Origin of the sequence: Bacteroides difficilis (assembly GCF_048319815.1) — a bacterium.
GTDB classification, from domain to species: domain Bacteria; phylum Bacteroidota; class Bacteroidia; order Bacteroidales; family Bacteroidaceae; genus Bacteroides; species Bacteroides zhangwenhongii.
Map to the genome: position 1 here is coordinate 361888 of NZ_CP182814.1, position 24008 is coordinate 385895.

Genomic DNA, 24008 nt, shown 5'->3' on the forward strand with positions numbered 1-24008 from the left:
AAATCTATTATACAAACCATAAAAACATGAAACTTAAAAACCTTTTACTAATTGTCCTTGTTTCGGCAACCCTTTGTGCTTGCCACAGCAACTACCAGCCCACTACGCTTACTGTTGCTTCCTATAATCTGAGAAATGCCAACGGTAGCGATTCAGCCCGTGGAAACGGTTGGGGGCAACGTTATCCGGTCATCGCCCAAATAGTACAATACCACGATTTCGATATTTTCGGGACGCAGGAATGCTTTCTCCATCAATTGAAAGATATGAAAAAAGCATTACCCGGATATGATTACATCGGCGTAGGGCGTGATGACGGTAAAGAGAAAGGAGAGCATTCCGCTATTTTCTATCGTACCGACAAATTCGATATTATAGAAAAGGGGGACTTCTGGCTTTCGGAGACTCCCGACGTACCGAGTAAAGGTTGGGATGCCGTATTGCCGCGTATTTGCAGTTGGGGACACTTCAAATGTAAGGATACCGGTTTTGAATTCCTGTTCTTCAACCTGCATATGGACCACATCGGTAAGAAAGCCCGTGTAGAAAGTGCATTTCTTGTACAAGACAAGATGAAAGAACTCGGCAAAGGTAAAAATCTTCCGGCAATCCTGACCGGTGATTTCAATGTCGACCAAACTCATCAGTCATACGACGCTTTCGTAAGCAAAGGTGTATTGTGCGACTCATACGAGAAGTGCGATTTCCATTATGCGACCAACGGAACATTCAATGATTTCGATCCGAACAGCTTTACAGAAAGCCGTATCGACCATGTATTCGTTTCTCCTTCTTTCCATGTGAAAAGATATGGTGTACTGACGGATACTTACCGGAGTATCGTAGGCAATGGTGAAAAAAAGAACGCCAATGACTGCCCGGAAGAAATCGACATCAAAGTTTATCAAGCTCGCACTCCCTCTGACCATTTCCCTGTAAAGGTAGAACTGGAGTTTGACCAACATCGGCAGAAATAATCCTTTCAGCAAACAAACCGGAAAGTTTCACCACACAACCTGATATTCGCATGAAAAATATATGTATCCTCGTATGTATGTTGTTCAGCCTTGCTTCCGCAACTGGAAAGACACCGAAGAATAATCGCTATCTTTCCATTGCCGACTCGGTGTTAAACAATGTCTTGAATTTATACCATACCGCAGACGGGCTGCTCACAGAGACCTATCCCGTCAACCCCAACCAGAAAATCACTTACCTGGCGGGAGGTATACAACAAAACGGAATGCTAAAAGCTTCTTTCTTGTGGCCTTACTCAGGAATGATGTCGGGTTGTGTGGCGCTGTACAAGGCCACCGGAAACAAAAAGTACAAGAAAACATTAGAAAACAGAATTCTCGCAGGAATGAACCAGTATTGGGACGACAGCCGCCAACCGGCTTGTTATCAGTCATATCCTACCAAGTACGGACAGCACGGACGCTACTATGATGATAACATCTGGATTGCTTTGGATTATTGCGACTATTACGGTCTCACTCATCATCCGGCTTATCTGGAGAAGGCTGTTGCCTTGTATCAATACATCTACAGCGGATGGAGCGACGAACTGGGTGGTGGAATCTTCTGGTGTGAACAGCAGAAAGAGGGAAAGCACACTTGTTCCAATGCACCGTCTGCGGTGCTGGGTGTCAAGTTGTACCGGTTGACCAAAGACAGCAAGTATCTGGAAAAAGCCAAAGAGACTTATGCTTGGACAAAGAAAAATCTCTGCGATCCCAACGATCATCTCTATTGGGACAATATCAACCTGAAAGGAAATATCGCCAAAGAAAAATATGCGTACAACAGCGGGCAAATGATTCAGGCAGGCGTACTACTTTATGAGGAAACAGGAGACGAGCAGTACTTGCGTGACGCTCAGCAAACGGCTGCAGGAACGGACACATTTTTCCGTACAAAAGCTGATAAGAAAGATCCGATATTCAAGGTACACAAAGACATGGCCTGGTTTAACGTTATCTTATTCAGAGGGTTGAAAGCTCTATATAAGATTGACAAGAATCCCGCCTATGTCAATGCGATGGTGGAAAATGTACTTCATGCTTGGGAAAACTATCGGGATGAAAACGGACTATTAGGAAGAGATTGGTCGGGGCACAAAGAAGAACCGTATAAATGGTTGCTAGACAATGCCTGCCTCATTGAGTTTTTTGCCGAAATAAATTAACCTTATTCATTACTCATTCATCATTTATTTTAAAACAATTACCATGAATATAACAAAAGCCATAGGTTTATCTATAGTACTGTTTGGCGCAACCAGCGCACAAGCGATGGCAAACAGTGAAATAGTCATCCAACAAGACAATACGAAAATCAATAATTACCGGAGTAATCGTCCGGAAGCTACCAAACGTCTGTTTGTCTCACAAGCCGTAGAAGAACAGATTGCGCATATCAAGCAATTGCTGACTAACGCCAAACTGGCATGGATGTTTGAGAACTGTTTTCCAAACACATTGGATACCACTGTCCATTTTGACGGGAAAGACGACACATTTGTGTATACAGGTGACATCCATGCCATGTGGTTGCGTGACTCCGGAGCACAAGTATGGCCTTACGTGCAACTCGCCAACAAAGACACGGAACTGAAAAAGATGTTGGCAGGCGTTATCAACCGCCAGTTCAAATGCATTAACATCGATCCGTATGCCAATGCTTTCAATATGAATGCCGAAGGGGGCGAATGGATGAGCGACCTTACTGACATGAAGCCCGAACTGCATGAACGTAAATGGGAAATCGACTCACTTTGTTATCCTATCCGGCTCGCTTATCATTACTGGAAGACAACGGGAGACGCCAGTATATTCTCCGACGAATGGCTTACAGCCATCGCCAAGGTTCTGAAAACGTTTAAGGAACAGCAACGAAAAGAAGAACCGAAAGGTCCTTATCGCTTCCAACGCAAAACAGAACGCGCACTTGACACAATGACAAACGACGGTTGGGGTAACCCGGTGAAACCGATCGGGCTGATAGCTTCCGCTTTCCGTCCCTCTGATGACGCCACGACTTTCCAATTCCTCGTTCCGTCTAACTTCTTTGCCGTTACTTCCCTGCGCAAAGCTGCCGAAATTCTGAATACCGTTAATAAAAAGCCGGCTTTAGCCAAAGAATGCACCACACTGGCAGACGAAGTAGAGAAAGCCTTGAAAAAGTACGCTGTCTACAATCATCCGAAATATGGTAAGATCTATGCTTTTGAGGTGGATGGCTTCGGCAATCAGCTGTTAATGGATGACGCCAATGTGCCGAGCCTTATCGCCCTGCCTTATCTGGGGGATGTCAAAGTGAGTGATCCGATTTACCAGAATACCCGCAAATTTGTTTGGAGTGAAGACAATCCTTATTTCTTCAAAGGTACGGCCGGTGAAGGTATCGGTGGTCCACATATCGGATATGACATGATCTGGCCTATGAGTATCATGATGAAAGCATTTACCAGCCAGAACGATGCGGAAATCAAGACTTGTATCAAAATGCTGATGGATACGGATGCCGGAACAGGTTTCATGCACGAATCTTTCCATAAAAATGATCCCAGAAACTTCACCCGAGCATGGTTTGCATGGCAAAATACATTGTTTGGAGAACTGATTCTAAAGCTTGTCAATGAAGGAAAGGTCGAGTTACTGAATAGTATCCGGTAGGCTCCTGCTACTTTCTTATCGGATTCTGCTTATGAAGTAACCGTCTCTAATGTCGAATCCCCACAGTTCCTGAATGGTTTCAAGGCATTGAAACTACAGTTTCAAGCGAACGAAACTAGAGTTTCCCGGTGAGGAAACTAAAGTTTCTTACCGATGAAACAAAAGTTTCAACCGAGATAACTTTTGTTTCATGCACTGAGAACTTTTCGGGAACAAGTATCTTCATTGCAGAAAAGTAATAGAATCCCAATCTCGAACAAAGTGACAGCAACATAATCGTCACATTGCTATCACACCATGCTGTCACATAATAATATATTTAGGATCAATCATTTGCACCCGATCATGTGACAGATGACAGCATTTATTTATTTTCTAACTTGTATGTAGAGAATATCTGTCCTCTAAAAAAGGAATAACCTATATAATATGAACAACGATTAAATAATATACAATAAGCAATATGAAACCAATTTTTTTATTCCTATTTGTTACGACTATGATGACCTGTACCATTCACGGACAGTCCTCCCAACATAAAGAGAATCAGTTACCTGACTGGGCTTTCGGAGGTTTTGAACGCCCAAAGAATGTGAATCCGGTAATCTCCCCTATTGCAAATACTAAGTTTTATTGTCCGTTAACCAAAGATTCCATCGCTTGGGAATCAAACGATACGTTCAATCCGGCAGCCACACTCTACAACGGAGAGATTGTTGTGTTATACCGTGCAGAAGACAAATCCGGAATTGGTATCGGCCACCGTACTTCCCGTCTCGGCTATGCCACTTCCACCGACGGCACCCATTTTAAACGAGAAAAAGCACCTGTATTCTATCCCGACACTGATTCGCAGAAAGAACTGGAATGGCCGGGTGGCTGCGAAGATCCTCGAGTAGCAGTCACAGAAGACGGATTATATGTGATGATGTATACACAATGGAACCGCCACATTCCCCGCCTGGCCGTAGCAACCTCCCGTAACCTGAAAGAATGGACGAAACATGGTCCCGCTTTTGCCAAAGCATATGATGGAAAGTTCTTCAACTTGGGTTGTAAGTCCGGCTCTATCTTGACCGAAGTTGTTAAAGGGAAACAGCTCATCAAGAAAATCAACGGGAAATACTTCATGTACTGGGGAGAAGAGCATGTCTTTGCAGCTACTTCCGATGATTTGATCAATTGGACACCGATTGTAAACATTGACGGTTCTCTGAAGAAATTATTCTCCCCCCGCGACGGCTATTTCGACAGTCACCTCACCGAATGTGGACCTCCTGCTATCTACACCCCGAAAGGTATTGTCCTCCTTTATAATGGTAAGAACCATTCTGGAAGAGGCGACAAACGCTATACCGCCAATGTCTATGCTGCCGGACAAGCACTCTTCGACGCCAACGACCCAACTCGCTTTATCACCCGTCTCGATGAACCGTTCTTCCGTCCGATGGACAGTTTTGAGAAGAGTGGTCAATATGTGGACGGCACTGTCTTTATTGAAGGAATGGTTTACTTCAAAAACAAATGGTATCTGTATTACGGCTGTGCTGACTCAAAAGTGGGAGTAGCTGTTTATGACCCGAAACGACCGGCAAAGGCTGATCCACTGCCATAAGCGATGAAATAGCAAATGGTTATTTATAAAAAAGAATATCTTACCTCAAATCACAGAATATAACAAATATTGGGGCTGACTAAAAAAGAAAGAACTATTGATCATCTCCCCGCAAGTATCTGTAGAAGGGATAAAATCAACTTTTCGATCTTCTTAGTCAGCCTCTTATGGAACTATATAGAAATGCATTGTAGACATTTTCTTCATTCAAATTCAGCAGATACTATGAGTTATTCTATAAAACAGAAGTAGATTCAATTAATAAAGATTATATTTGCAGGAAACAAAATAAATTCATCATGAAGAAACTTTTACTAATCATTTTAGCTACAACTTTAGGAAGCAACCTGTTTGCACAAAATTTCAACAAAGAGAAAGATCACTTAACTGCATTATCCAAAGAAAAAGAAAATCATGTTTATGTTGATTTCCTCAACAAATTAGACTTTGGTCAAGAGATAGGAATTGGAGAACCAGCAGTTAATTATATAGCTTATAAAGAAACAAAGAAACTAGATAAACATGGGAATATTATATTAAAAAAACATCCATATTTTTCAAGTTTCCGTTATAATGTATCAAATGGCATAGTAGGGTCTATTACTCTGAATATAAATCCCCAAAAAGTTGAGTATGTCAATGAATTATTAACTTCTTTATACGGAACAGCTGATCAGATATCATATGGGCATTTAGGACAATCCATTTTTTTCGTCCCTAATAAATACTATATGAGATTCAAAACCCACGACAATTATAATTCATCAGCTAATAGTTTTTTAACGATTTACTCTCTGGATTTTATGGAAAACTATACAAAATATGATGAATTCTCAAAAGTTGGAATGGTATATTATAATTTCACTCCTATAAAAAGAGTAAATGATGCCACATATAACAGTCTATACTTCATTTATACATTTAACAAAAAAGAAAATTATAAAGGTTACGCTATAAAAAATGAATTTGTTGGAAGTGATTGGTTATTCATTGACAAAATTGATTTTTTAATTGATGATGATGAGGTTATTACATTTAATGTAGAGCCTAATCGCAAAGTTAATAAACTTTTCACAGTATCATGTACCGAGAATTCCATCAACGCAGTATCCTCAGAATTTATAGATAAGATATTAAATGCAAAAACGGTTAAAGTAAAAATTTGCGGTAAGAGTAATTTTATTAAATTTGACCTTACTCCCTTACATAAATATCAAATAGCAACTGCAAAGTATTATTATGATAATGATATAATACCAGCAAATTAATAAAAGAAGAAAATAAAGAGAATAAATGGGGATGTATCAAAACTTCCCTTTTATCGAAATCACCCTCGTTACAACTTTCTGTGGCGAGGGTGATTTTTAGTTTATGAGAGTTTCGACACACCCTCAAATTGTAACCTGACAATTATCTGAATCTTATTACCTATTGAGAATTGTCTTCTTATTCATTTATTTCGTTCAAAACAATCGACCTGTTTGCCGGAGCCTTACCAAAATTCTTATTAGGCTTTTTACCCATTACAAATTTCAGAGTACTACCATTAATAATATCATCATAAGTGATATAACTCTTATTATATGGCTTGCCATTTAAATACACTTTCTGAATATAAATATTCTCCTTACTATTGTTAGGTGCTTCCACCGTAAATGTATTACCGCCACGTACTTTCATTTCAACTTTTTTGAAACATGGGCTACCGAAAACAAATATACCGTCTGACGGATTCACTTGGTAAAGTCCCATAGATGAAAGAAGATACCAAGCAGACATCTGACCACAGTCTTCATTGCCGATGATTCCATCCGGTCGGTCCGTATAAAATTCATCCATAATGAAACGAACCTTCTCTGCAGTTTTCCATTGTTCACCGGCATATGCATACAAGTAAGCAACATGATGGCTAGGTTCATTTCCATGTGCGTATTGACCGATAAGTCCGGTAATATCACTGGATGCGCCCTCACCCATACTATCGGTATTAGTGAAGAAATCATCGAGTTTGGCAGTAAACGGTTTATCACCGCCAAACAATTCTATCAATCCGTAAGGATCTTGCGGAGCGAAGAACGTATATTGCCAACCATTACCCTCACAGAAATCTCCAACAGTGTGGATAGACCTTGCCGGATCATAGGGAGTGCGCCAAGAACCGTCTTCCAACTTCGGACGAATGAAGTGAATCGAAGAATCGAAATAGTTCTTATAGTAATGTGCACGCTTGGCATAAGTTACCGCATCTTCGACTTTTCCCATTTTATGTGCCATAGCAGCAATTCCCCAATCATCTACTGCATACTCCATCGCTATTGAAGTGGCTTCATGAACTTTATCAGCAGGGATATATCCTTTCTCCAACACATAAGGAACGCCCTTCTGTTTCTCGTAAGTGGCAGTGGCCTTCATTGCCTGCAATGCTTCTTCCGCATCAAATCCGGTAAACCCTTTCAGATAAGCATCGGCAATCACCGGAACGGAACTATAACCCGGCATCTGATTGGTTTCTCCACTCATCAAAGGCCAAATAGGAAGTTTATCCTGCTGACGGTAGATGGAAAGCATGGAATTGATCACATCATCTACCATTTCAGGCTGAATGATTGTCATTAAAGGATGTAGGGCACGATAGGTGTCCCATAAAGAAAGAGTGGTATAATTGGCCTTTTTCGGATCGGTATAAATCATATCATTCATACCTCTATATTCTCCGTTTACATCACAGAACAATGTGGGTGCAATCATAGTGTGATAATGCGCTGTATAAAAGATACGTTTGGCCGGTTCATCGTCTGTTTCAACACTCATTCTCGCAAGCTCCCGGTTCCATCGGTCGGCACTCATCTTTACTATTTCGTCAAAGTCCCAGTGTGATAGTTCCGTTTGCAGATTCATTGCGGCATTGGCACAACTCACAGAAGAAATAGAAACTTTAATCTTTACCTCTTTCACATCACCGAAAGTAAGGACGCTCTTTACTGATGCTACTTTCAACTGATTCCAAGACTTAGGAGTATTATCATCATAAGCCGTAAACTGTTCTATCTTCTTATCACTTTTCAATACGAAATAGACTTTACGGGAAGGGCTCCAACCTCTTACATAACGGTAGCCTTCTACTGTATAATCATCTATTTTACGGATATAGCTGTCATAGGCGTTCGACCCGTTTCCTTCGCGCAAATCTATCAATATAGAAGCTGGTTTGCCTTCGGGATATGTATAGCGGTGGAATCCGACACGGTCTGTCGCTGTCAATTCCGCCTTTATCTGATAGCGGTCGAGAAGCAGTGAATAATATTCGGGACGGGCTATCTCGTTGTCGTGTGAGTAGCGGGAAGCATAACCGTCATGTATATCATCCTGATTTCCTCTTGGAGTACGGATTTCATTCAACGGCATAATGAGGATATCACCCAAGTCGGTACAGCCCGTACCACTCAGATGGGTATGAGAAAAACCGATCAGGATACTGTCGGAATAATGATAACCCGAACACCAGTCCCATCCTTTATGGATATTGCTAGGTCCCAGTTGCACCATTCCATACGGAACGCTTGTGCCCACAAAGACGTGTCCATGATAACCCGACCCGATATACGGATCAACATACTGTAATAATCCTTCACTCTTTGAATAATCCTGTTGTGCCGCTACATTTCCTGCAGAGAACAGAAAGCAGGAAGTAAGTGCAAGTAGTTTTAATGCCTTCATTCGTATTTTCTTTAGTATAAACTGAATATGGTAATTAGCGAATGATGCAAATATAACAGGTATTGGGGAATTTACCGGTTGTCACCGGAATTAACTATAGAAATGGCAGACAAACTTACTCTTTTGGCAAAAAGGTAAAGGATTTGTACTGATTAAAACAGTTCAAATCCTTTCCATAAATTACCTTCGGGAAGAGGAGCTTCAAGCTCTATCAACTCTTTGGATACCGGATGGACAAACCGTATCCTTCGGGCATGCAAGCAAATGCTTCCATCGGGATTGGAACGTGGAGAGCCATATTTCAAATCGCCTTTGATAGGACATCCCATCTTTGCCAACTGACAACGGATCTGATGATGACGTCCGGTTTTCAAATCGACCTCAAGCAAATAGTAGTTCTCCGACCGACCGATTAAACGGTAATCTAAAATCGCTTTCTTGCTTTTCGGCACTTCTTTATCATACGCATAACTCTTATTTTGCTTTTCATTGCGTACAAGGAAATGCACCAGTTCACCTTCCGGCTCTTTCGGAGCATTCTTCACCACTGCCCAATAAGTCTTTTTCACCTCGCTCGTACGAAACATTTCATTGAGCCGGGTGAGTGCCTTACTCGTTTTTGCAAAAACAACAAGACCGCTTACGGGGCGGTCCAGCCGGTGTGTCACACCGAGGAAAACATTTCCGGGTTTCTGATACTTCTCCTTCAAGTACTGTTTCACAGTCTCCGAAAGCGGCATATCCCCCGTCTTGTCTGCCTGGACAATCTCGGAAGCGGTCTTATTGACTACAATGATATGGTTGTCTTCGTATACAACAGTCATTCTGTTCGATTACATATTCATACCACCATCTACCTGAATCACCTGACCTGATACGTATGATGACATATCAGAAGCAAGGAAGGTAGCGATGTTTGCCACATCTTCAGGAGTTCCACCACGACGCAAAGGTATCTTCTTTGCCCATTCAGCTCTTACTTCTTCAGAGAGGGCAGCTGTCATGTCTGTCAGAATGAAGCCCGGAGCAATGGCGTTGGCACGGATACCACGAGAACCGAGTTCTTGTGCGATAGATTTAGCCAATGCGATCATACCGGCTTTAGAAGCAGCATAGTTAGCCTGCCCTGCATTACCGTGAACACCTACTACAGATGCCATATTAATAATGCTACCAGCTTTCTGACGCATCATAACCGGCGTACAAGCGTGGATAAAATTAAATGCCGACTTCAAGTTCACATTGATAACCATGTCCCATTGCTGTTCACTCATACGCATCATCAAACCGTCACGCGTAATACCGGCATTGTTTACCAAAATATCAATACGTCCGAAGTCTTTGTGTATTTCTTCTACAACCTTTGCAGTATCTTCGAAGTTAGCTGCATTAGAAGCATAACCTTTGGCTTTCACGCCCATTGCTTCAAGTTCCTTTGCTGTATTTTCTGCATTTTCGTCAATGACAAGGTCAGTAAATGCGATGTTTGCGCCTTCGGCAGCAAACTTCAAAGCGATAGCCTTACCAATACCGCGAGCAGCACCGGTTACAATGGCTGTTTTTCCGTCTAATAATCCCATACTAAAAAGTTATTTAATTAAATTTCTGTTCTATGCAGTGCGCCAAACACAATGTTGGACACATATTTATTTCTTGTATCTTCATCCAAATGTGCGCCTATATGTCCACGAATATATGGAACTTCGATCCCTTTCACACAATAATGTATCAGATCGGCTGTCATCTCCACGTCATCAATATGGAAAACGCCTTTTGCCTGCCCTTCCAAAAGAACGGCTTTAAAGAGCTGCACTTCCTTCGCGTCAAACTTCTTGCGAACTTTCTCCACCCTCCATATATCACGGAAGAAGTAAGCACGCAAGGTTCCGTTTCGATAGACTACCTCTTTTACCGCATCCAACCGGGTATATATCATCTCCAGCAACTTCTCGTCCGGTGAGATATTCTTCTCGGCTACCCGCTTCATCATATCCGACAAAATATCCAATTCCGATTCCACAACAGCCAGGTAGATCTCATCCTTACTTTTAAAATAGGTATACAAGGTTCTTCTACCTTTTTTAGAAGCAAGAGCGATATCATTCATAGTTGTGTTCTCTACCCCCATCTTTGCAAAAAGCTGACGGGCTACATCTACTAATTTGGCTTTTGTCTTGGATACGGTCATAGATTATAATTGCACATTGCTGAATATTTTGAGCAAAAGTAACTCTTTTCTTTAGACCGTACAAGAAAAAGGAGAGAATATTAACATTTGTATATTAATAGGTGCTAAGAAAAAGTTTCATCATTATTCTACTCATTCTCAACCAAATAAGAAAAAACCGATGATTTATTCGAAAAATATTCAGTAAATTATTTGTTTGTTTCAAAAAAAGCCGTACCTTTGCACCCGTTAAACATCGCGGAGTGGAGCAGTTGGTAGCTCGTTGGGCTCATAACCCAAAGGTCATTCGTTCGAGTCGGATCTCCGCAACTAAGGAAAAGAAGAATCGCAAAAATGCGGTTCTTCTTTTTTATGACGACTCTCCTGTAATGATTCTATTCACAACCCCATCTTCGTTATCAACAAGGATATCAACAAAGTTATCAACAGGTTAATTCATTTATAATAAAACAGTTAACCCGATAGAGCCATTTTATATCAACAAGGTAATATTTAGTTATTCACTACTCAGTTTAGGAGCTTATTTACAACATAAAAAGTCGACTGACTCCCAATGAATCAATCGACTTTCATATTCTTCCGAAAAGGGATATGGCTATTAATGTTTGTAGAACTTCAATACTTTTTTTGCATACCGTTTTCCTAATAACAATTGCGCTTCCGTATTAAAATGAGGATCCGTCTTGTCCTTGTACCATCCCAATCCTTTTGACGATACCCAATCGGAATTGGGAATAAATGAAGAAACCTTCTTAATCATCTGATTAAAGGGAATTGTACCAGCTTCTCTTTTCGTCCAGTTCCATTGAGAAATCTGTCCTACAACAACCGGCAGATCCGGCAGTTCCAAATCGGTACGCAGATCTTTCACTAAAGAAATCAGTTTCTGCTTATATGCTTCCGGATTCGAACAATCGGCTTCTCCCTGATGCCAAATGATTGCTTTCAAAATACCTCCCTGTTTCATCGCAGTCCGAATCCGGGAAAGAGCTTCTTCATAATATCCGTCTTTACTCCCTTTTAGCCAGGAGTTGATGGACGAACCTCCACGGGCATTTACTACCAGTCCGACAGGACGTTTCGTTTGCAGAAAGATCTCTTTTGCAAAACTATAGGCCGGCCCCAAACGCTGCATTGACATCTCTTTCCGAATGGTAGAATAACGGTTTAAAGGATTTACTGCCGGTTCAAAACGTCCTTTATCATTCAACAGATACACATTTTGCAAAGTATCCATGACTTCCGGTGTCAATGTTGCACGACCTGCCATATTGGACTGTCCGATACATACATACAAATCCAATGAAGATGGAATATCCTTGCCATTCTCTGCCCACACAAACAGGGACTGCAAAAGTAGCAAAGACAATAAATAAAAAGTTTGCCTCATTTATACTGTATTTGTTATTAATAATTTCGATAAATACGGATAGCGTTCAGTATAGTCTCTCCTTCTTTCTTATGGAAATCGATACTTAATCCTTTCCCATCTTTCACCGTTACTACAAATTTCTTGATTGCAGCACGAGCATATCCATAATCACGGGCAACATTGAAATCATCTACAACGGTTATTCCGTTGATTGAGATTCCGAAACTACGGTTTCCAACAAGCGTCTGTTCCGAGTCTGCCCCCAAATTATAAATCAAAGCCTCTTTCTTTTTGTCCGAATCCAATTCCGCCCAATACAAAGATACAGAATATTCCCCATCCGGCACATCGGCCTTAAAAGACTCTATACCCACACGCTGGGTCTGAAAAACCGGATTCATATCTGTACCGCAAATGTCAATATCCGAGCCCAGCATAGTACCGAAACCTGTTTTACGACGATAAGGGGTTCCACCGACAAAGCCCCAGCTTCCCGGCTTATATTCCTGTTCGGGAATCCATGCGACATTGGCGACACGGTCTTCAAAATATCTCGGAGAACCCAGCATTACATTTATTTCCGTAAATGGTAGAGTTTTGTCTTTCAACTGAGAAGAGACCAACTGAAAGTGGATTCTAAGCATATCATGCAATTGGGTATCACCTGCTACCGCAAGGGCTTCCAATTGATTTTCCCCATTAACAAACGGCACATCAAACAAGGCATAACCGCTTTCCGTTTTTTTCTTTCCCAGACTTTTGTCATTGACAAACAGTTCGACTTCTTCTGCATTAGAAAAGACAGGAACAGATTGGACACACTCATTCTGTTCCGTATTCACAACGCCACCGCGGGCTTTCCATTCTCTATTACCGATAGCAAGTATCGGGCGGCGAATCAAGGCTGTCTTATAGAACAAGTAAGTATCTTTCACTTCCCGATCCAATCCGAGAATGCCTTTATTATTGACATGAGGAACCGCGTCAACACGGGATTCCGAATAAAAATCATTCAAATTCCACAAGCTGGAACCTGCAACAAAAGGACGTTTCATCATTTCGTCAAGATAATGTTTATGATAAATCAAGCCGTATTCCTGCGAGAAGTCGAAACGTTCCGGTTGATAAGAATGAACACGGGGATCTACACCCGGACCATATTCCGTCACTATCAGCACTTTGCCCTTATACATCTTATGAGCACGGTCAAGCAGACGTTGGAACTCATTAATATCCGGTTCATACCAACCTTGATAGAGATTCCATCCTTGAATCATCGGTATCTCCGTCAGATGAGCAGCTTCGTAAAATCGAGGTGCATTATGATAGGCCATCATAGTATATCTTGAAGGATCTTCCTTACGTATTGTCGCTTCCAAAGTCCGGGCTACCTTTTCAGTAAAATGATAATAATCTTCGAGTTGCTTACCTTCCGTGTAGGGACGACGCAAGAAAATCTCATTCATATATCCCCAAATCATGACAGACGGACGATTGAAGTCCTGACGTACCATTTCTTTTGCCATTTCAACGCTGTTAGTCAAAAACTCTTCCGTTTCTGTAACGGCATTAACGACGGGAATCTCAACCGAAGTCACAATACCCAGTTTATCACACATCTCCATAATGACAGGATCTTGCGGGTAATGCGAAACACGTAGGAAATTGCCTCCCATTTCTTTCAACATGAGCACATCCTGCACATGCAGTTCATCCCGTAACGCATTCCCTTTCTGGAAGTAATCCTGATGACGGGCAGTACCGATCAGTTTACGCCATTTTCCATTCAAGAAAAAGCCTTTCTCCGAATCAAACTCAAACCAGCGCAAACCTAACGGACTCACGACCTCATCCAGCAACGCACCTTTTTTCTTATCAAAAATACGCGTATATACCATATACCGATAAGGATCGTCTATATCCCACAAACGAGGAGAATCTATTTTTATCTTTTTAGAGATATCCGCCTTTGTTTCACCGGATACCAATTTTATATCCGCCTGAGTCCTTTTCACTTCTTTACCATCTGCATCGCAAATCAGACTTTCCACAATGACTTCTGCAGACCGGAGTGTATTATTCGTCAATAGCGTAGTTATTTCCACAGAGGCTGAGGAGCTATTCACTTCGGGGGTACGGATATAAACTCCTGACGAAGCATAATCATTCGTCGCAATGTGTACCGGATTCATAAATTGCAGATAGACATCACGATAGATACCACCAAAGAAAGTGAAATCTGCGGACAAGGGTGGAATATTAGGATTATAGGTATTATTTACACAAATGGCAAACAGATTCTCCTGCCCATAACGTAGTTTGGAAGTTATGTCAAAGCAGAAACGGGTATATCCGCCTTTGTGCTCCCCAACGAATTGTCCGTTCAGATAGAGTTGTACTTCCTGATTAGCGCCTTCAAAGTAAATAACAGCCTGACGCCCTTCCTGACTTTTGTCTACAAACAACTGTCTCCGATACCAAGCCGGTCCCCGATAAAATCCCGGAGTTTCATCATCCGCATCCTTATCATTCCAGGTGTGAGGAATATTGACTGTCTCCCATGAAGAATCATCGCAATTATTTAACTGCGCCTCAAACGGAGAGCCTTTGGTAAACTTCCATCCGTCGTTTATGGTATACACCACACGCTGTTGAGCTTGTGCCCATCCAACAACAAACAACATAATAAAGATATAGAGAAACTTCTTCATAATCTAAACATTTATAGTTAAAATTTTATTTTCATCTCTTCACCTGTATAGACAGACTCCTTATTTTCAAGAACAGTCCCATCAGGCAGATACAATCTCACATACATTTTCACCCGTTCCGGCATACTGGGATAGCTACCATCACGCATCCCGATAATCAATGTCCGCTCTTCCTCCTTCCACTCAATCGGAACTTGCGAGCAGACTCCCTCTTCGTAACGGTAGGAGTCTCCTTCATCCTCATACCATAAAAACGAAGCGTCCGCTCCACCATAAATACGAAGTTCCAATTCACGGTCCGGATACTCCATTGCATATTGTTTCGCTTCAGCCAAAGGAAGAATAGAACCGGCCTTTATATACAAAGGAAGTACATCCGGAATATTTGCCTGTACATATTCTTTTCCACCGTTAAACGCCTCTCCTGTCCAAAAGTCATACCAATACCTGCCTTCATGTTCCGGCAGATAGACAGTAACATTCTTTTCTTCCGATTGCGAATGAAATACCGGACGTACCAAGAAAGATGTACCGAACATATAGGCATTATCGACATCAAAAGTCCGGGTATCTGCCGTAAAGTCCATTGCCAATCCTCTCAACAGGGTATAATGATCAGCCGTCACTTGATGAGACATTGAGTAAATATAAGGTAACAGACGATAACGCAGATTTATATATTTTACCTGATTATCATAGAAGGAGGTTCCCTTCTCACCAAACTGCCATACCTCACGTGGCACATTTGTACCGTGAGCACGGAAAATCGGAGTGAATGCACTAAACTGAAACCAACGTGAATACAGTTCCTTATAATCATTGCTTTTCAGCCCGTCGGGATATTGCGCATCACGTTCGGTAACGAAGAATCCACCGGTATCAGACGTCCAATACGGAATGCCGGACATGGATAAGTTGAGTCCGGCAATCAGTTGTTTGTGCATATTCTCCCAAGACGCCGAGACATCGCCTGACCATACAGCTGTTCCATAATGCTGTTGCGAAGCAAAAGCGGAACGGGTAAGAATGAATACACGTTTCTGTTTACTTTCCGCCCGCAGACGTTGGTAGAAATCTTTCAGCATTTCTAAAGAATAAGTATTCAGATAACGATGGAAACTGCCTAAATAAGTTTTCCCAGCCGATTTAGTCCGCTCTTCTTGCTTCAGTTGGGTGAACCCATCCCGGAAAGACGGTTCTGTCGCATCCATCCACCAAGCATCCACTCCCATATCATAGAGCCCTTTCTTCAGGTATTGCCAGAAAATGGTCCGTGCGGCAGGATTATAAGCGTCAAAAACTTTATAACCCGCCCATGTAGGTTCATCAAACAAAGCTCCGATGGAATCTAACGAGTGGTAAACTGAGGTTTCCGGTCCAAAACCAGGCCATACAGAGAGCATGAAATGGACATTATCCTGTTGATGTAATTCGTCAATGACCTGTCGGGGATTATCAAAATGAACCGGATTGAAAGTAAGACTGTTCCAATGAGGCTTGTCTCCCCAATATTCCCAGTCTTGTACAATATTATCCAACGGAATTCCTCGTCTACGATATTCCTTCACGACCGCTTTCAACTCATCAAACGATTTATAGCGTTCCTTCGACTGCCAAAAACCATACACCCATTTCCCAAACATCGGCACATCTCCCGTCAATTCACGATAACCGGCAACAACTTCATCCATATTTTTACCATATACGAAATAATAGTCGGAAGCGTCGCCCACTTCGGAAATGAAAGAATAACCTTCGCTTGTATCTTCAAACTTAGTTGAAGAGTAATTATCCCATAAAATACCATATCCATTCGTCGATATAAGGAACGGATTGACAATGTCCATATTTGCCTGTAAGAGAAGTACGGATTTTCCACGATAGTTCATGATACCGTTCTGATACTGCCCCAGTCCGTAAATAGCCTCCTCATCAGTAGGTATAAATCGCTGAGTAACTTCGAGACATTGTTCTCCGCCTACTTCCGAACGTTTGAAGTTTCGTGCCTTTCTACGGTCTTTCTCTTTTAACAGTAATTTTCCGGTCGATGCCTCACGGAAAGTAAAAGCCTCATCCGACTTGTCGAAACTCACAAGAAGTTCATGAGTACAAAAGACGAATGCTTGTTCGGTTTCCTCCCATTTATAATCGGTAAACGTCGGTTTCTCCACATCGACAACCAGTCTTTTTGTGACCAAAGTATCACCCTCGGGGTATGACAGAATCCGTACACATCCCGCCGACATAAACTCAATTCTATATTGAATACTGTCACAGATAAATGAACAACCTCTGTTATCTTCATGTATTGAAGAGGAACATCCGAAACACGAAAGTATCCCTAAAACTAATAACCAATATTTCAAACTCTTCATCAATAGATTTATTTGACTGTGTAGATATTATAACCTAATGACAAATTGCGGATTACAACGTTTCCTTTCAAATAGAAGGTAGGCATATTAAATCCGTTGACGATGTTGTCCTTATACAATTCCACTTTCGCTCTCTTCCATTCTCCCGTATTGTCAGTACGTATCCGGGATACGATTTTAAACGGTTCTTTCGGCTCACGCAATGTGGACGACCGTATAAAGAGAGCTTCATTCCCTTTATCCAGATATTCAAAATATAAGTATCCCACATAGTTATTCATCTGTAATTTGGAAACCAATTCTTTGGGCAAGGATATGGAAAGTGTTTCTTCAGCAGTATATCCTCCGGATTTACGTTTTCCCTGAATCTTCATATCCGACTCACGCAAACGTTTCATCTCAACACTCAAGGCTGACTTAGCTGTCTTTATATCGTTCTCTATTTGAGATAATAGTCCTATCGCTACCGGGTAGCGCCCCTGACTAATCAGCAATGCCGCTTTATCAAGCGAACGATAACAAGCAGACACATCCATCTTCGACTTTTCCAAGAAACGGGTTTCTTTCCGCAAGTGGAAGAGCATTAACGGCAAGGTCAAACCACGCTCGTCCGCCTGTTCACCTTTGAACTCCGCAGCATATTTCAAAGTGGTACGCAGTTCACGATCCCCATTCTCGATGGTCGGTTCGATCTCGTGTCCTTCGGTGTAGTCACTCCAGGAAGCGATGAACATCATATCCAGACTGTCTTTCTCCGCCATGCAAAATTTCCACATACTACTATATGTTTCTCCGTTATTGCGAGGTATATAGAAGAAATGTCCGCGCCCCCAACCTGCACATCCCCGATTATCCATACCCGGCATTGCAAATCCGGATTTAATTGTATAGGCAGGATTATTACTGTGCCAGATCGAGTCACGGAAAGGTTTCATAAATTCGATGACATCATCCTGAGTGGCATAATTATCCCATTCGGCGTGTTCCTGATCTCTTGTCCGGACACGTGCAGGAAGCCATGCGGTTGGAATTTCCCCGACTTGTTTCCATGCATCCATTTCATCACTACGAGTGACGGGAACATATTTATCATTCTCCAGTTTTCCCCAATCAGCCCACCGACGTAAGGCAACAGGTTGTTTCATTCCCTGAGGAAGCTTTACTTCTGACAGAACTTTCCGGTATTCGTCAACTTTCGCTCCCGGACCGAAGTGATAGAAAACGGGCATTCCTTTTACAATAGGTGCAGTAGGACCGGTAAAGACACTGTCGACAAGATATTGATAACACTTTGCCATATATCCTGTCTTCGCTTCACGAGTGTTTATTTGTGGATAGATTTTAGTGATCCAATCATAATACAGCCAACCGTCGCACCAGTTTACACCTATCTCGAAATTATACTTCGCTGCCACCTTCTGCATTTCACGCAACAGGATGTCATTTTCATGAGGCTTGAATCCCCATTCGATAAAGAAGCCGTCTATCTTGGCTACCTTAGCCGACAGTATCTGATATTCGATATAATCGGGATCCAGATTCGATTGCATCCCGACTTGCGGATAAGCGACTGCCGCAATCTCATGCCGTCCTTCACTGTCTATCAGATCAGCGTTATAACACAGCGACTTTCTTCCGGTTGTTGATTTTTCCGTATTGGCATACATCTCCCAACGCCCCAGCTTTCCATCATGCTGACGAGTATAGCGCACGCCATGAAAATCGGCATACACTTTCTTTCCATTCTGCGCCAAGCCCGATAATACGACCGATACCAATAATAAAAGAAGAAGAGGTTTCCTCATTATTCTATAACTTAATTATTCAACTTATGTACTTTATCAATCTTCTACAAATACAATGCTTTATCAGTCCTCACCCAGCACCAAATCATGCTTTTCCGGATAACTGAAAGTATTGTCTATCATCCAACGTCCTTTATAAAGCTTCGCTCCGTCCATCTTGAAGAGTTCTTCTCCCTTCTCATTTACAAGTCCTTCAGCCCACCACTCTTCAGTCGGTTTCAGCATCAAGATTCCGTCAGGTCCGTTACAGATGCTTTTTATATCAGCGATATTGTAGACTTTTTCACAAGTCGGTTCGGCAGAGTCATTAGTCGTAGCGTCGGTAACTCCAGTCAAATCAAACTTATAGACAGCCGAAGCAGCTGTAAGCCATAATTTATCTTCTTCACCATATACCGGAAACAAATCATGTCCGCCCGATTCATTGCTAAATGTATAAAGGATAGTCTGATTTATTAACTTAGGATTGCTACGGTTGCCATCATACTTAAAACGGAATAATGCAGTAACTCCCTCTTTTTTGGTAGCTGTAGCATAAAGATATGACCTTTTCTTATCCCAAACTACATTATGAGCATTACCCAGCTTCACCGTATTAGCCTTTGCTCCCAATACTTTAACTGTATCCACTACAAAGGTATTGATTTCACCTGATTTTGACTCTGCTGTCACAATATTTCCATCCGGCAATATCTCTGCAGAGTGAGGGTTCTGTCCGCAATTTGCGTAGAACATCAGTTTATGGTCTGATATACGAATTAATGCCACCGCCCCACCGGAAGCAGTCATCAAAATATAGCGTCTATTAAAAACCGGTTTTACTTCACTCGGATTAACAAACCAACTCTGCTGTGCAGCAGGGACACAAGCCGTATAAGGGTCCCAACTCCAAATATTATGTTGTGTCACCGCATCCCTGATTACGATAGCACGTCTGGACTGTTCCGCCAAAACGTAAGCTTTTTCAGGAAGCTGGAACAATTCATTTTTCACATCAGGAGTCTCATCATCGGAGCAAGCTCCCAAAGCTATATTAAATCCTAAAAGGACTGCTAATAAACTAAGTTTTTTCATGGTTCTCTTTATTTTAATTATCTATTCGTTTCTTAAAGTTTTTCGTTTTTCCGTATCGAATCTACTCTTTATCATAGTAGTCTATCAATGAATAAACAGCGAGATTCAACTGTCGCATCGGCAACAGGAATGATTTATAAGGTTCATATTCGATAGAGACAATTCCTTTATTGGACGCTTTTCCATCCGAATCGTAGCCATCATTGTATTCAAAGTGTACCCAGCCAACACAATTTCGGGCTTCAAGTAAGCGGAGACAGAAATTCTGATAAAATTCTCCTCTGTTCTTTTGGGTACGCACCAGCCAACCGCCGCCTTCAACATTAGCATATTTGATACCTTTGTAAGTTGCATCCTCCGCTTTCGTATAAAATTCGGAAACTAAAAAAGGTTTCGTTCCACACCATGCTTTCAAGTTTGCCAGGAAATCGGTTTCCGGCTGCCAACGGGCATAGTAGTTGATAGAGACTAAATCACAATAGCGAGCACAAGCTTCCACTACCCTCCGGTTATATTTACTCCAATCGTGTAACCGTGTTCCCAATATCAGGTGTTCCGTATCATGTCGCTTCACGGTTTCAGTAGTCAGCCGATAATAATAATCAGCAACCATTCCCCGAAACTCCTCTTGATTTTCTTTCGTGATATTAGCAACTGAAACGATCCCTCTATCCTGCATAAACTTTTCAGCATACTCCCGTGCCGCTTTATAGCGTTCGGGCAAAGCTAGGAAATGCTTTAAATCAATTCCCCGCAAAGGGTCAGCATTCTGATAACTGGCAAATGGTAATTCATTGTCGAGATAGAAACCGATAAAATGCTTATCACCTGCGAATAAGGCAGACTTTTCACATACCAAATTATCTATGTACGATGCAAATGTCGGCTCGAAAAGAAGCACCAGGCGATTATATTTATCATCATCAAACGCATAGCCTAAATTTTTACTCATATCCCACATAAAAGTGCGAAGCAAATACAGATTTTCCGCATACGCTATCTTTTGTGTCTTTGGTGTAAGCAAATTAGCGCGAACTGCTGCCGGAAATGCTTCTATACGGCTAGAGCCATACGATATGTAGTTTATATGATTGTCCGCTATCAATTTACCAGTCTCTTCACTCCATCGGGTTTCGCTACCGAACCGAGTATTGAAGGTCTCCTTATGAGCGGATGATTCTCCCGGACGGACGTGCTGAATTCCATGAATTATAACCGCTCCATTATCCGGATCAAGCAAATAAGAACGTCCTCCACAACTAGCCACACGAAAGAATCCCTCCTTTCCAACCACGGAAGATGGCTGCAAACCAATTCGCCCTCCCCATGCCGTCCGAGTATAATCAGAAGACGGAGTATACCAATTCATATTGTCGATAGTACGGGTTTCCTGTGAATCAGCCGTTGTCCACGCCTGAAAGGTTCCATTCTGCCATTTCCGATATTCTACATTCAGAAAAGTATATTCTTCTTTGTCCGAAGGGGTGTCTCCCCCTTCCGGTTTCAAAGGTTCTTTTTCGTCTGAGGAAGAACAACCGGCAACAACAAACTGCATCAGTCCCAACAAAGACAAAAAGAGGAAATGTCTATATATATGCTTTCTCATAAGAGTTCCTATTAGCTTCCACATTATCTATCAATAAAGAAGTTCTTCTCTACTAACGGAGAACTTTCTTCCCTTTTACTGCAAACTTCACTTGCCTTAGTTACAAACTATAAACGCAAGCTTTGTTCTTATAATTAAAAGCTTTGTTCTTATAATTAAAAGCTTCATTTATAAAAACGAAAGCTCCGTTTATAGTTTACATCCAATCGACAGCAACTTTACTTCTAATGAGATGAAAATTTTGTCTTAATCAAGACGAAGTTTTCTATTCCTTAAATAGTAAGTGGTAATACTGCCCTGTATTACTTCTTCTTGGGGAATTTAATTTCGACAGTTGCAATCTGCTTCGTCGTATTATTATCCATCTTACCAGAGACATCAAGGACTTTCATAACTCCATATCTTTCTCCACCGGCACTTGAAGAGCCACCCGTCTTAAATCCTATTACACTACCGACAAAGTTCTCTATTGTCATATACACTTTCTGATCTGCATTTCCTGTCAAATATTCATTCTCAATAGAGGAACGGGAAGCTGTATCATAATCAAAACTTGCAGGAAATAAAACGTACTTAGTCATATTCTTTATCGGCAAATTACTTAATGTTTTCCCTCCTGATCCTTTGTATAAACTATTTTTCTGATCCACATTTTCCATAGAATAAAAGCGGAACGAAAGAACGCTATTATTAGAATTTATAAAGAATTTTATATCGACATTCTTAGCGCTTTCCTCACTAGCAATAGCTTCATCCACCGAATAAGTTTTCATATCATTCAACGAAATCACAGCAAACGGTTCTGCATTCGCCAATATGTGACTACCAACCTTAAGTTGGACTACTTCCATATTCACATACGTCTTCACGGTTCCAATGACTTCCTTCCCCTCTCGACCATCAGAAACAATCACTTTAAGTTGAGATGTTTCTTCTGTCAGCTGTACTGTAGGCTTATAATCAAAATTCTTATTCTCACCTACTATTTCCTCACGAAATATCTCCGTACTTACTCCATTTTCCACTCGTGAAATCGCAACATATTTCACACCACGAACAGACTCTATATGCATCGGTACTTCCGTATCTACTCCTTCATCAGTAGAAATCAACTCTTTACCTAGTGTAAGCACAGGAGCCGGAACAGTCTTATATATTACCGGTAAAGTTGAAATCGTGACATTACCATATACATCTTCCGCTTTCACTTTAAAACCTTTATCTCCTTCCTTATAGGCGATATCTCCTTCATATTTATATTCTTTATCACCATTCAAAACATCACCCCCTTTTGATGTTTGACCATCTGCAGAAACCAAGAATCTCTCCACTTTCTTTAGACCAGCTTCCGAAACAACCTTGAAAGTAGTCTGTGGCATTACAGGATTTTCATCCATCTCATCATATACAATCTCTTCGGGATCGAATGTTATGACAGGACGTGCCATTACATCAGTAACAGCAATCGGCAAAGTTCCGCTCGTTACATGATTCAGTTTGTCCGTAGCCTCAATTATAAAAGCCTCGTAGTTAGCATTATATTCCAAGTTTTCAGAGAGACTATAAGAATTGGGATTGAAAAAGTCGGTTACAGTTTTATATTCTGTCACTCCCTCTACTGTCTGCAATTTCATTGTCACACTCTGAAGTCCTGCCTGTGATTTAATAACGGCCACTACCGGCAGATTGTCTACTTTATTCAAGTCAACGTCCAGTTGTTCCATAGGAAAATTGATCACTGGGGCAGCCGCATTAGGATCCAGACCATCATTATCGTCGCCACAGGCAGCAAAGCCCAAGCAAAGTCCTAGTATTAATAAGGTATATATTTTACGAATCATAATTAGTTCTCTTTTTAATTAACTGTG

Annotated in this window: 16 protein-coding genes and 1 tRNA gene; 6 read left to right on the plus strand and 11 right to left on the minus strand. The window is 41.5% G+C overall.

Annotation, left to right across the window (positions count from 1 at the left end):
* Positions 1 to 26: 26 nt before the first annotated feature.
* From ACNOGP_RS01455 to ACNOGP_RS01475, 5 genes are all read left to right on the plus strand, one after another.
* Positions 27 to 977 (plus strand): endonuclease/exonuclease/phosphatase family protein, encoded by a 951-nt coding sequence (locus tag ACNOGP_RS01455; protein WP_418213903.1) that lies wholly within the window; start codon positions 27 to 29, stop codon positions 975 to 977.
* A 50-nt stretch (positions 978 to 1027) separates the two neighbouring features.
* Complete coding sequence (locus tag ACNOGP_RS01460) at positions 1028 to 2188, plus strand: glycoside hydrolase family 76 protein (RefSeq protein ID WP_418213904.1); 1161 nt, start codon at positions 1028 to 1030, stop codon at positions 2186 to 2188.
* 43 nt (positions 2189 to 2231) lie between these two features.
* Entirely contained in the window at positions 2232 to 3677 is a 1446-nt protein-coding gene (locus ACNOGP_RS01465) for a glycoside hydrolase family 125 protein (RefSeq protein ID WP_418213905.1), read from the plus strand.
* Positions 3678 to 4140: 463 nt separating this feature from the next.
* On the plus strand, positions 4141 to 5292 hold the full coding sequence (locus ACNOGP_RS01470; RefSeq protein ID WP_418213906.1) for a glycoside hydrolase family 130 protein: 1152 nt from the start codon (positions 4141 to 4143) through the stop codon (positions 5290 to 5292).
* A 299-nt stretch (positions 5293 to 5591) separates the two neighbouring features.
* Positions 5592 to 6560, plus strand: coding sequence for a hypothetical protein (locus ACNOGP_RS01475; RefSeq protein ID WP_418213907.1), 969 nt, complete (start codon positions 5592 to 5594; stop codon positions 6558 to 6560).
* 178 nt (positions 6561 to 6738) lie between these two features.
* On the opposite strand, the gene ACNOGP_RS01480 is transcribed toward ACNOGP_RS01475, so the two are convergent.
* From ACNOGP_RS01480 to ACNOGP_RS01495, 4 genes are all read right to left on the minus strand, one after another.
* Entirely contained in the window at positions 6739 to 9009 is a 2271-nt protein-coding gene (locus tag ACNOGP_RS01480; RefSeq protein ID WP_418213908.1) for a GH92 family glycosyl hydrolase, read from the minus strand.
* A 152-nt stretch (positions 9010 to 9161) separates the two neighbouring features.
* Positions 9162 to 9833 carry an RluA family pseudouridine synthase gene (locus ACNOGP_RS01485; RefSeq protein WP_270539419.1) on the minus strand — a complete coding sequence of 224 codons (672 nt, stop codon included), beginning with the start codon at positions 9831 to 9833 and terminating at the stop codon, positions 9162 to 9164.
* Between the two features lie 9 nt (positions 9834 to 9842).
* Positions 9843 to 10589: a 3-oxoacyl-[acyl-carrier-protein] reductase gene (gene fabG, locus ACNOGP_RS01490; RefSeq protein ID WP_007763962.1), complete on the minus strand. Its 747-nt coding sequence runs from the start codon at positions 10587 to 10589 to the stop codon at positions 9843 to 9845.
* Between the two features lie 17 nt (positions 10590 to 10606).
* Entirely contained in the window at positions 10607 to 11197 is a 591-nt protein-coding gene (locus tag ACNOGP_RS01495) for a TetR/AcrR family transcriptional regulator (RefSeq protein WP_007763961.1), read from the minus strand.
* Positions 11198 to 11433: 236 nt separating this feature from the next.
* Here ACNOGP_RS01495 and ACNOGP_RS01500 point away from each other — a divergent pair.
* Positions 11434 to 11506 (plus strand) — tRNA-Met (locus ACNOGP_RS01500).
* A gap of 289 nt (positions 11507 to 11795) precedes the next feature.
* Here ACNOGP_RS01500 and ACNOGP_RS01505 read toward each other — a convergent pair.
* The 7 genes from ACNOGP_RS01505 to ACNOGP_RS01535 form a co-directional block, all read right to left on the minus strand.
* The gene (locus ACNOGP_RS01505; RefSeq protein WP_418213909.1) at positions 11796 to 12587 is read right to left on the minus strand and encodes a sialate O-acetylesterase; all 792 of its coding nucleotides are present in this window, start codon (positions 12585 to 12587) and stop codon (positions 11796 to 11798) included.
* Between the two features lie 17 nt (positions 12588 to 12604).
* Positions 12605 to 15280: a glycoside hydrolase family 2 TIM barrel-domain containing protein gene (locus ACNOGP_RS01510; RefSeq protein ID WP_418213910.1), complete on the minus strand. Its 2676-nt coding sequence runs from the start codon at positions 15278 to 15280 to the stop codon at positions 12605 to 12607.
* 17 nt (positions 15281 to 15297) lie between these two features.
* Positions 15298 to 17655: a TIM-barrel domain-containing protein gene (locus ACNOGP_RS01515; RefSeq protein WP_418213911.1), complete on the minus strand. Its 2358-nt coding sequence runs from the start codon at positions 17653 to 17655 to the stop codon at positions 15298 to 15300.
* 8 nt (positions 17656 to 17663) lie between these two features.
* Positions 17664 to 19460 (minus strand): glycoside hydrolase family 71/99-like protein, encoded by a 1797-nt coding sequence (locus tag ACNOGP_RS01520; RefSeq protein WP_418213912.1) that lies wholly within the window; start codon positions 19458 to 19460, stop codon positions 17664 to 17666.
* A 63-nt stretch (positions 19461 to 19523) separates the two neighbouring features.
* On the minus strand, positions 19524 to 20534 hold the full coding sequence (locus ACNOGP_RS01525) for a DUF6528 family protein (protein ID WP_272720214.1): 1011 nt from the start codon (positions 20532 to 20534) through the stop codon (positions 19524 to 19526).
* 61 nt (positions 20535 to 20595) lie between these two features.
* Positions 20596 to 22140 carry a hypothetical protein gene (locus ACNOGP_RS01530; protein WP_418213913.1) on the minus strand — a complete coding sequence of 515 codons (1545 nt, stop codon included), beginning with the start codon at positions 22138 to 22140 and terminating at the stop codon, positions 20596 to 20598.
* A gap of 302 nt (positions 22141 to 22442) precedes the next feature.
* Complete coding sequence (locus ACNOGP_RS01535) at positions 22443 to 23981, minus strand: hypothetical protein (protein ID WP_418213914.1); 1539 nt, start codon at positions 23979 to 23981, stop codon at positions 22443 to 22445.
* Positions 23982 to 24008 lie beyond the last annotated feature (27 nt).

What these genes read in the sequence shown, in the direction of transcription:
- ACNOGP_RS01455 (WP_418213903.1), top strand. Translation starts at nt 27, where the DNA reads ATGAAACTTAAAAACCTTTTACTAATTGTCCTTGTTTCGGCAACCCTT.
- ACNOGP_RS01460 (WP_418213904.1), top strand. Translation starts at nt 1,028, where the DNA reads ATGAAAAATATATGTATCCTCGTATGTATGTTGTTCAGCCTTGCTTCC.
- ACNOGP_RS01465 (WP_418213905.1), top strand. Translation starts at nt 2,232, where the DNA reads ATGAATATAACAAAAGCCATAGGTTTATCTATAGTACTGTTTGGCGCA.
- ACNOGP_RS01470 (WP_418213906.1), top strand. Translation starts at nt 4,141, where the DNA reads ATGAAACCAATTTTTTTATTCCTATTTGTTACGACTATGATGACCTGT.
- ACNOGP_RS01475 (WP_418213907.1), top strand. Translation starts at nt 5,592, where the DNA reads ATGAAGAAACTTTTACTAATCATTTTAGCTACAACTTTAGGAAGCAAC.
- ACNOGP_RS01480 (WP_418213908.1), bottom strand. Translation starts at nt 9,009, where the DNA reads ATGAAGGCATTAAAACTACTTGCACTTACTTCCTGCTTTCTGTTCTCT.
- ACNOGP_RS01485 (WP_270539419.1), bottom strand. Translation starts at nt 9,833, where the DNA reads ATGACTGTTGTATACGAAGACAACCATATCATTGTAGTCAATAAGACC.
- fabG (WP_007763962.1), bottom strand. Translation starts at nt 10,589, where the DNA reads ATGGGATTATTAGACGGAAAAACAGCCATTGTAACCGGTGCTGCTCGC.
- ACNOGP_RS01495 (WP_007763961.1), bottom strand. Translation starts at nt 11,197, where the DNA reads ATGACCGTATCCAAGACAAAAGCCAAATTAGTAGATGTAGCCCGTCAG.
- ACNOGP_RS01505 (WP_418213909.1), bottom strand. Translation starts at nt 12,587, where the DNA reads ATGAGGCAAACTTTTTATTTATTGTCTTTGCTACTTTTGCAGTCCCTG.
- ACNOGP_RS01510 (WP_418213910.1), bottom strand. Translation starts at nt 15,280, where the DNA reads ATGAAGAAGTTTCTCTATATCTTTATTATGTTGTTTGTTGTTGGATGG.
- ACNOGP_RS01515 (WP_418213911.1), bottom strand. Translation starts at nt 17,655, where the DNA reads ATGAAGAGTTTGAAATATTGGTTATTAGTTTTAGGGATACTTTCGTGT.
- ACNOGP_RS01520 (WP_418213912.1), bottom strand. Translation starts at nt 19,460, where the DNA reads ATGAGGAAACCTCTTCTTCTTTTATTATTGGTATCGGTCGTATTATCG.
- ACNOGP_RS01525 (WP_272720214.1), bottom strand. Translation starts at nt 20,534, where the DNA reads ATGAAAAAACTTAGTTTATTAGCAGTCCTTTTAGGATTTAATATAGCT.
- ACNOGP_RS01530 (WP_418213913.1), bottom strand. Translation starts at nt 22,140, where the DNA reads ATGAGAAAGCATATATATAGACATTTCCTCTTTTTGTCTTTGTTGGGA.
- ACNOGP_RS01535 (WP_418213914.1), bottom strand. Translation starts at nt 23,981, where the DNA reads ATGATTCGTAAAATATATACCTTATTAATACTAGGACTTTGCTTGGGC.